Origin of the sequence: Microcoleus sp. AR_TQ3_B6, from assembly GCF_036702785.1 — a bacterium.
GTDB lineage: Bacteria > Cyanobacteriota > Cyanobacteriia > Cyanobacteriales > Microcoleaceae > Microcoleus.
This window is the reverse complement of the sequence record NZ_JAUBVJ010000158.1, coordinates 1-8,757: the sequence shown is the minus strand read 5'-3', so window position 1 is coordinate 8,757 and position 8,757 is coordinate 1. Positions and strand designations below refer to the sequence as shown.

Below are 8,757 nucleotides of genomic sequence, written 5' to 3'. Positions count from 1 at the left end.
ACAACTGGCACACCAAGTCCAACGCCGACAACTGGCACACCAAGTCCAACGCCGACAACTGGTACACCAAGTCCAACCCCCACGGGAGCACCAAGTCCAACGCCGACAACTGGCACACCAAGTCCAACGCCGACAACTGGCACACCAAGTCCAACGCCGACAACTGGTACACCAAGTCCAACGCCGATAACTGGCACACCAAGTCCAACGCCGACAACTGGTACACCAAGTCCAACGCCGACAACTGGTACACCAAGTCCAACGCCGACAACTGGTACACCAAGTCCAACCCCCACGGGAGCACCGCTACCACCCGGTTCAGATTCGCCGACGCCGACACCAGTCACTACAGGAACAGGCGGCACAAACACATTCCCGATCGGAATACCGAGCTCTAATGCTGGGCCTGGGGGGGCAGCGAACCACCCAGTATTCACCAACGAACTCCCCAATCTGACGATACCTGGTTATGTCGGCCCTAATGCCTGGGGAGACTACGACAATGACGGCGATTTGGATCTCTTGGTGATGGAAGGAGGTAGTTTACAAAACAACTATTACTATTATCAATATTTTTCCGGATCGGCATACATCCCGAAAGTGTACAGCAACGAAGGCGATCGAGGCTTTAAACCAATTGATATAGGGCTGCCTCCCGTTTATGGAGGTGTTCTTAATGAAAATGGGAAGGAGCATATTTCCAAACCTTCTGCTACGTGGGGAGACAGCGACAATGATGGTGATCTCGATATCTTGCTCACAGGCTTAATTGATACTCCTCCACCAGACAACTCCACTCCCCCCGGTCCGCCCTACATTCCCAGTTTGCCCTACACCCCCATCACCAGACTGTACCGGAACCAAAGGACTGATAGCACTCTTCCCGGGTACCCAACCTCGATCGACCCCACTAAATTTACTCTAGACAGAAATGCAAAGCTGCCTGGTATTTTCAACGGTTCCGCAGCTTGGGGAGACTACAACAACGATGGCAGAAAGGATCTCGTACTCACAGGCGACACGAGTTCAGGCTACATCGCCAAAGTGTTCCGCAACGACGTTATTCGCTTGAACAGCGGCAATACTTTTTACTACGGCTTTACCTTTGTGGAGGAGACTGGGGCTAGCTTGCCCGGCGTTATTGGCAATGCGGCCTGGGGAGACTACGACAACGATGGCAAACAGGATATCTTGCTGACAGGGGACACCGCTCTAAAAAGCGACCCCAATCCAAATTACATCGCAAAATTGTATCGCAACACTGGCAATGGCTTTACCGAAAAGCCACTGCTGCAATATCAAAACCCCAACGAACCTATTAATTACGGTGCATGGGGAGACTCCAACAGCGATGGCAAACTAGATATCTTGCTTACAGGTGGATCGTCGCGTCCAAATGAATCGAACTACAGCCGTACCAGATTGCTCACAAACAATAGCTATGGGGATAATACTAGCTTTCAGGAAGCTTATTACCCATTCGGGTATGGTGGTAGTCCCGCTGCTTGGGGAGACTACGACAACAATGGCAAGCTGGATATCCTTGTGGCAGAACAGGGTGGTAATTCGGGTTCCGTCCCTAAAGTTTACGAACAAAATGATTCTGGCGGCAATTTTGAACTCCTCAACGATGCAGGGCTGCCTAATAATGTTGCCAGCCCTAGTTCTTGGGGAGACTACAACAAGGACGGCCGACTAGATATTGCACTCACGACAAGAGAGAATTCACCTGATTACCCCTACTCTCGCAACGTTGTCAAAGTCTACCGCAACAATACTCCTAATGCGAACACGCCACCCTCTGCACCTCAAGGTTTAAATTACCCTCAGACTACTCAGGAAGGAGTTATCTTAAGTGTGCCCGGAGGATGGGGGTATCCGATCGACACTCAAACTCCAAATCAGGGTTTAAGCTACAATCTGCGAGTTTGGACTACTCCAATCTACGGTAACGATTTTAAACAATACATTGTTGGCCCGATGTCCCTTGATGACGGGACTCGGCAAGTAGTGCAGTTGGGAAATGTCAACCAAGCCAACACCAACTACTACTCGCCTAGTTGGCTGTTAAAACCAGATTACTTAATCCCTGGACAAACTTATAACTGGAGTGTACAGGCGATCGACAGTGCTGGGGCGGGTTCACCGTTTGTCGAAGGACAACCTTTTACAGCCCCCGATATCCAACCAACCCTCACCATCACTGCTACGGATGCTAATGCGGCCGAAACAGGTTGGGATGAAGCCCCGAATCCGGGAAAATTCACCATTACCCGTACTGGTGGGAACCTAGCTAATCCGCTGAATGTCTACTACAAGTTCGATAATCTATTAGATATTCCAAGCAACACTGCTATACCCGGTACTGCCATACCCGGTATGGGTATGTATGGAGATTACGAATTGTTTTCCGACTCCGGGTCCGGTCAGCCATCCCAACCCCGTCAGCCGTTGCCTATCAACGTGTTCGGCAGCAACACGATCGCCATTCCAGCAGGTATGCGCAGCGTCAACATAGATGTGGATGTCAACAACGACAGCCTAGTAGAAGGCGAGGAGAAAGTATTTATCAGCTTAGATTCTTACTTTCAAAAGGTAGGTGAACCCTCTACTGCTACTGTGACGATCGCGGACAACGACCCCAACCACAAGCCTGTCATCAACTACGGCCCGACTACAACCCCGTGGCATCACGAGTTCAAGACACTAAGCAATAACCCATTAACATTCGAGTACCAATTTCCGCAGAACACTTTCACAGACCCCGATCCAGGTGACACCCTTACCTACACAGCAACTCTGATGGACGGCAGTCCCCTGCCAAGTTGGCTGACCTTCAATCCAGATACCCGTACACTCAGTGGCACAAGTCCCAGACCGCAGCAGTTGAGGATTAAGTTAACAGCAACAGACAGGGCGGGTCTTAGTGTCAGCGACGACGAGACGAGTCCATATTCAGGTAAGGGTATGTTGCTGCAATTTAGCAGCACCGGCGTAGTTATTGACGGCTACATAGAAGGTGCAACTCTCTTCCTAGACGCCAACAAAAACGGCATCAAAGACACCAACGAACCATCCACCACAACCGATACAAGCGGTAAATTCAATCTCGATATCCCCTTCGAGACCTTCGACACCAACAAAAACGGAGAAATCGACCCATCAGAAGGCAATCTAGTAGCCACAGGAGGCACTGACACCGCCACCGGATTACCCCTAGAAACACCAGTCACCGCACCCCCAGATTCCACTGTTGTCACCCTCCTAACCAGCTTAATCGCCGACTTAACCGACAAAGGAATTGCACCAGAATCAGCCCAATCTTTAGTCAAAGCAGCGCTGGGACTCCCCGCTGAAATTGACCTAACTAGCTTAGATCCAATCTTAGCTACCAAAAACAATCAACCGGGCGGCGTCCAAGTCTTATCCTCCATGGTGAAAGTCCAAAACTTCATCACTCAAACTGCCGCTTTGATTGACGGTGCATCCAGTGCAGCCAATCACGATATTGTCAAAGCTGTTGTCAGTTCAATTACCAATCAAATTCAATCCGGTACAGTCTTAAACCTCAGTAATGCCCCAGCCTTAGAACCAATAATTCAGCAAGCAGCCGCTAGAATCCAGCAAATAGACCCCAGTTTCAACAGTCAACAAGTCAGCCAAATTACATCGCAAGCAGCGACAGTAATGGCAACAGCCAATCAGCGCATTGATAGCGCTGTCTCCAACCCAACAGCAACATCAATTCCTGAATCACTTGCCCGCCTCCAACAAGTAGCCTTGGGCCCAACAACTCAAGACTTCAAAGAAGTTGGTACCGGAAATAAACCTATTTCCCAGGTAGTTGCGGACAATACTGGTACTGCTTTAGATAGCAGAATTGAAGCTGTAGTATTGCCCGCTGGGATTGCAACTCCTGTTGTCAGCGGCGATGCAGATTTGGGCAGCAATTCCCCTCAGGCAATTCTCGGTACAAATGGCGACGATACCCTGACAGGCGACAGCGCGAATAATGTTTTGATGGGCATGAGGGGCAATGATGCCCTCGACGGCGGCCTGGGAAATGACACGGTTTTCGGCGGCAAAGGTAGCGATACTTTGCTCGGAAGTAGCGGTGATGATGCCTTGTTTGCCGGCCGCGGTGCTGACATTTTGAATGGCGATGATGGTAATGATATTCTTTACGGAGGTAAGGGAGATGATTTACTGAATGGCGGTTTGGGAATTGATACTTTGATAGGAGGAATGGGAGCAGATAAGTTCTTACTCTCTACCAATTCCGGTACTGATACGATTACGGATTTTGAAGTCGGTAAAGACTTGTTAGTATTGGGTAACGGACTGAGTTTCTCGCAATTGACAATAGCTCAAGATAGCGGTGCAACATTAATCCGGTTGGCACAAACAGGGGAGATTTTAGCCTCTCTCACCGGAGTTTCGGCTAGCAGTATCAGCGCTGCAAATTTCGGATTGATTTAAGACCGAAAATCATATAATTCATCTGCGTTAATCTGTGTTCATCTGCCTGTATCTGCGGTTTAAAAAAGAGAATTTGTTAACCGCAGATAACAATGGATTGACGCAGATTCACGCAGATAAAGAGAATAGAGATAGGAAGAATTCTGATGCTAACAGATTGGATATAAAGTGCTCGGGCATCGGACAGACCAAAAATCAGGGTTAAATAATCCTGTTTTCACTCCGCGTCGAAGGGGAGAAAACGGGATTTAACCTAATATTCCTACTCAGCACCGCTGATATCGCATTCCCGGTAACTGCGCAACTAATCCCAACAATTCCAACTGCAAAAGTATACTAGAAACTGTTCCCGCTTCTAATCCCGCTGCTTCGACAATTGTATCAAAAGAACTCGGCCCAGATGCGATCGCACTTAACACCTTAGCCAATTCCGGCTCCAACGGCGGTCCTTGCTTCTCAACCGTCGGATTTAGTGGAAATAGCGACAACTGCTGGGCCTTATCCAATTTTGGCAGAGCTCCGAGCATTTCCAACAACCTGTCTTCGCTTAAGAGTCGATCGCTACTCGGCAGAATCGGATGAGCACCTTTACTCAGCAACTCCAAACACCCAAAGGAACGCTCATCATCCAATCTAGCCGTCAAAACATACACATCCCGGCAAAAATCATTAGCTTGATAAGCAGTAATTAACGCGCCCGATTTTTGCGGAGCTTCTATCACTATTGTAGCGCGGCTCAAGCCAGCAATTATGCGATTTCGGCGCGGAAAATTAGTTTTATTCGGTTGAGTCCCCGCCGGATATTCGCTAATTGCCAATCCCTGCTGCAAAACGCGATCGCGCAACCTCTCATTTGGCTTAGGATAAACGATATCGACCCCTGTTCCAAATACAGCCAAAGTCCTGCCTCCCGCCTCCAAACAGCTTGTATGAGCCTCTGTATCAATTCCAGCCGCCAATCCGGAAACAACGGTAAAACCGCTTTTAGCCAAAGCCGTACTAATTTTGCGAGTCCACTTTCTGCCGTATTCCGAAGGGCTGCGAGTGCCAACTATTGCCACTGTCGGCGTAATTCCTTGATTCTCTTTTACATCGACTAAACCGCGATAGTACAGCACCGGCGGCGGATTGGAAATTTCCAATAATAAGCGGGGATAATCTGGATCGGCGGGCGTCCAGAAACAGGGATTTTTTATAAGATGTTTTTCGATAAATTCTTCTGGATTGAGTTGGCTTCGTTCTTGCAAAATTGTTTCTATTATTTGCTTGCCCAACCCTTCGACTCCCATTAAATCTACTGGTTTTGCCGCCCAAGCTTCTGCCAAACTATTGAAATGTTGGTGCAATCTTTGCAACAAAATCGGCCCGATACCGTTAATTTGCGACCATGCTAACCAGTAAGCGCGTTCTTCTACCAACGAGTTGCCCTCAATTTCTGTGAGAATAATTTTATCATTTTTGGTTGAATATAGTAGGGAAACGGCACTGCCGTGTCCTGTATTTCCACAGATACCCAGCTAGGGAAACGCCACTGCCGTGTTCTGTATTTACACAGATTTAAAACTGCTATATAGATTTTTTTAAACGAACCGCTTTCGGCGCGTTAGCGCTAGAACGCGAAGGGAATTAAGAGAGAGGTTGATAATTACTGACTAGGTTTTCCAATCGACGAAACGGGCGTAAATATAAGCAATAATTTCTCCGGTCACAGTCCGAAAACCTTCGCTCGATTTCCACCATTCTTGTGGGTTGTAATCTTCCGGTTCCGCAGCTATAATGCCGACTTTAATGTTAGGATTCAGCACTTCTTTGAAAATAATCCAGCTTCTGCGGGCGTGAGGACCAAAAGAATAAAGATTAATTGAGTCAACTTTTAGGGCAGAAGTAGCCAGCCAATCCCGAAGTGCGATCGCAGAAGCAGCCGTGCGGTGTTTCACAACACTCGCTGCTGGTACTGCTACTACTTTGTTTTTATCAAATCCTAGCGCTATACAAGTCGCGGCAGCCAGTGCGGCATAATTTTTATATTCAGCGAGATAGTAGCCTTTACTTAAAGGAAGTCCTGTGGTAATTAATTGGCGGTATTCGCCTTTTTTGAATTCGGCGATCGCACTTTTGATTGCATAATCCGGTAACCACCCTTCGACAACCAATGTATCTGCTTTAACCGGCGCATTTACCGCCAAGAATGGATGGATATTTGTGATAATTAAGAGCATTGCAATTATTAATCCCATGATAGCAATTACCCAACCTTCCCGGGTAATTGCCCACATTTCTCTGCGGCGAATTAGACTAATTTTGATTTGGAGTTTTCGCAGTCTGGCAAAATTCATATAGCAGATGTTGAAGGAAGAAGGAAGAAGGAAGCTCGGCAACGGATTCTGTAAAGGATGTAACGGACGTAACGGATATTAGGAAGAAGGAAGAAGGAAGAAGGAAGTCGATAGAAGGAAGAAGAGGTGTCAGCAATTAAGAACGTCCTCACCGTCGGGCGCGGTTGCTATATCAATCAAATTCTTATAGAAATCACGCCAATACATCTAATGTCCTGGTACGGATTGCGCACTTTACGAAAACTTTCGGGTGCGGATTTCGCACCTTACAAGAACTGTTTCTCTCTTCTTTCTCCTTTCGGCTTCCTTCTTCCTAACATCCGTTACATCCGTTACATCCGCCCTTGCGAATCCGTTGCCGAACTTCCTTCTTCCTTGTTTTATACTATCGGTGTTTCAGATACTCAAAAACGCTTTTATCTCCGATATCCTGCGGCATCGGTTGAAAAAACTTTCGCACAGCAAAGATGATAAATAAAGCCGCCCAAATTGCTAGCAACAACTGTTCATTTTCGGCTGACAAAAAGCCGAAAATATGTCCTAAAATTAAGAGAGGAACTCCCGGAGTCAAAAACTTAGTTTCTAGGCGGTTAAAGCAGAAAGCTTCTTTAAAATAAATGCCATTTAAGGCTGCAAAAGTAAAGCCAATTCCCCACAACGTGGCTGGATGTTCGTACACTGCTAAAGCTAAGGGTTCGCTGCTTTGTAGGGCGACAAACAATGCTGCAGCGCCGCCGATCGCCCAAAACACCTGTAGTGTGCGGTGCAGCGCAATCATGTAAATGTGAATAGTTGCCAAGCTGACGCCTAAAGCTATCCAGAAACAAGCAAAAATAGGCGTTACAGCTTGGATGGCAATTGGGTTGTCGCCCTGTTGTAGCACTAGAGTAGCGCCGATCGCAAAACACAGCGCCGCCACCCCCAATCCGGCGCGGTAAATCAACACTCCCGTGCGATCGCTTTGAGTAATCGTAAACTCGCCGAATTGTCCTTGATAGATTTCTGATTCATTAGGCGATTTCAGTAGTTGCATTACAGCTTCCTCCTATTAGAGACGAATGTACTTCTGCCAAGATATACTTTATTGATAAACCGATACAGCGAGACCGAGCGATGCCTAAATTTAACCAGCCTAAAGTTAACAAATCTAAATTGGACGATCGCCCAGATCAAAGCAAATCCCTTCCTTCACAATCCGAACTTCCTCCTGTTCAGCTTGATGAAACCATTGTAGCAGGCAGAAGACCCAAACCGCTAAACGACATCCAGCGCCTGCTGGCGGAAGTACCGGCATTGAGCTTCGGCTTCGATCCTGAAATGTTCGCCAATCTCCCGGAAAATCTCCCATTTAATCTCAAGCAATTTGAAAGTAAAATTCAGAAAATTTTAGGATCGAAAAATATTGATGTCTGCCTTGAAAATTCAGTCAAGTATCTAGATTACATCAAGCAAAATATTCAACTTCCGTGCCACGTTACCGGCATACAAGAGTTTGAATGGGAAGAAGAATATACAATGGGTTCTGGCAGCAAAAAAGAATATGCAAAGCTCAAAAAAACTCAACCTTCTTATACTGATAGCTTCACCATTAATCGCTTGGAGGATTTTGTTGTTCAGGAAGAAGGCATATTTGTGAAAGTACAGCGCGTCGGCGAGCGCCAAAAGTTTATGTTGCCTTTATCCGAGTTAGAATCAGTTAATGTAATCTCCCCCAACACTCAGTTATTAGATGATTATGCCCTGTGGTTTGTCAATTATTAAGGAAGTCTTGTCCGAGTGTCCCAGTGTCGGAGTGGGAGAAGGGGAGAAGGGGAGAAGGGGAGAAGGGGAGAGTGGAAGAAGGGGAAAGTGGGGGATGGGAAAAATCTTCCTTCTTCCTTCTTCCTTCTTCCTTCTTCCTTCTTCCTTCTTCCTTCTTCCTTCTTCCTTCTTCCTTCTTCCT

7 protein-coding genes are annotated in these 8,757 nt (G+C 47.1%); 2 read left to right on the top strand and 5 right to left on the bottom strand.

Going from position 1 to position 8,757, the window contains the following annotated elements; translation table 11 throughout:
* Positions 1 to 437, bottom strand: a 437-nt coding sequence (locus QUB56_RS35650; RefSeq protein WP_332961084.1) for a hypothetical protein, incomplete at its 3' end; no start/stop codon positions are given.
* 163 nt (positions 438 to 600) lie between these two features.
* Here QUB56_RS35650 and QUB56_RS35645 point away from each other — a divergent pair.
* Entirely contained in the window at positions 601 to 4,479 is a 3,879-nt protein-coding gene (locus tag QUB56_RS35645; protein WP_332961083.1) for an FG-GAP-like repeat-containing protein, read from the top strand.
* 266 nt (positions 4,480 to 4,745) lie between these two features.
* Here the strand turns inward: QUB56_RS35645 and dprA are convergent, their stop codons facing one another.
* The 3 genes from dprA to QUB56_RS35630 all read right to left on the bottom strand — a co-directional run bounded on the left by dprA (position 4,746) and on the right by QUB56_RS35630 (position 7,848).
* The gene (dprA, locus tag QUB56_RS35640) at positions 4,746 to 5,897 is read right to left on the bottom strand and encodes a DNA-processing protein DprA (RefSeq protein ID WP_332961082.1); all 1,152 of its coding nucleotides are present in this window, start codon (positions 5,895 to 5,897) and stop codon (positions 4,746 to 4,748) included.
* A gap of 234 nt (positions 5,898 to 6,131) precedes the next feature.
* Positions 6,132 to 6,815, bottom strand: a complete 684-nt coding sequence (locus QUB56_RS35635) for a YdcF family protein (protein ID WP_332961081.1) — start codon at positions 6,813 to 6,815, stop codon at positions 6,132 to 6,134.
* Between the two features lie 385 nt (positions 6,816 to 7,200).
* A complete protein-coding gene (locus tag QUB56_RS35630) occupies positions 7,201 to 7,848 on the bottom strand; it encodes a DUF2301 domain-containing membrane protein (RefSeq protein ID WP_332961080.1) in 648 nt (215 codons plus the stop codon).
* Positions 7,849 to 7,928: 80 nt separating this feature from the next.
* Between QUB56_RS35630 and QUB56_RS35625 the strand changes: the two genes are divergently transcribed.
* Positions 7,929 to 8,576: a hypothetical protein gene (locus tag QUB56_RS35625; protein WP_332961079.1), complete on the top strand. Its 648-nt coding sequence runs from the start codon at positions 7,929 to 7,931 to the stop codon at positions 8,574 to 8,576.
* On the opposite strand, the gene QUB56_RS35620 is transcribed toward QUB56_RS35625, so the two are convergent.
* Positions 8,566 to 8,757: hypothetical protein (locus QUB56_RS35620; RefSeq protein ID WP_332961078.1), on the bottom strand; the 192-nt coding region annotated here is incomplete at its 5' end. The genes QUB56_RS35625 and QUB56_RS35620 overlap by 11 nt on opposite strands.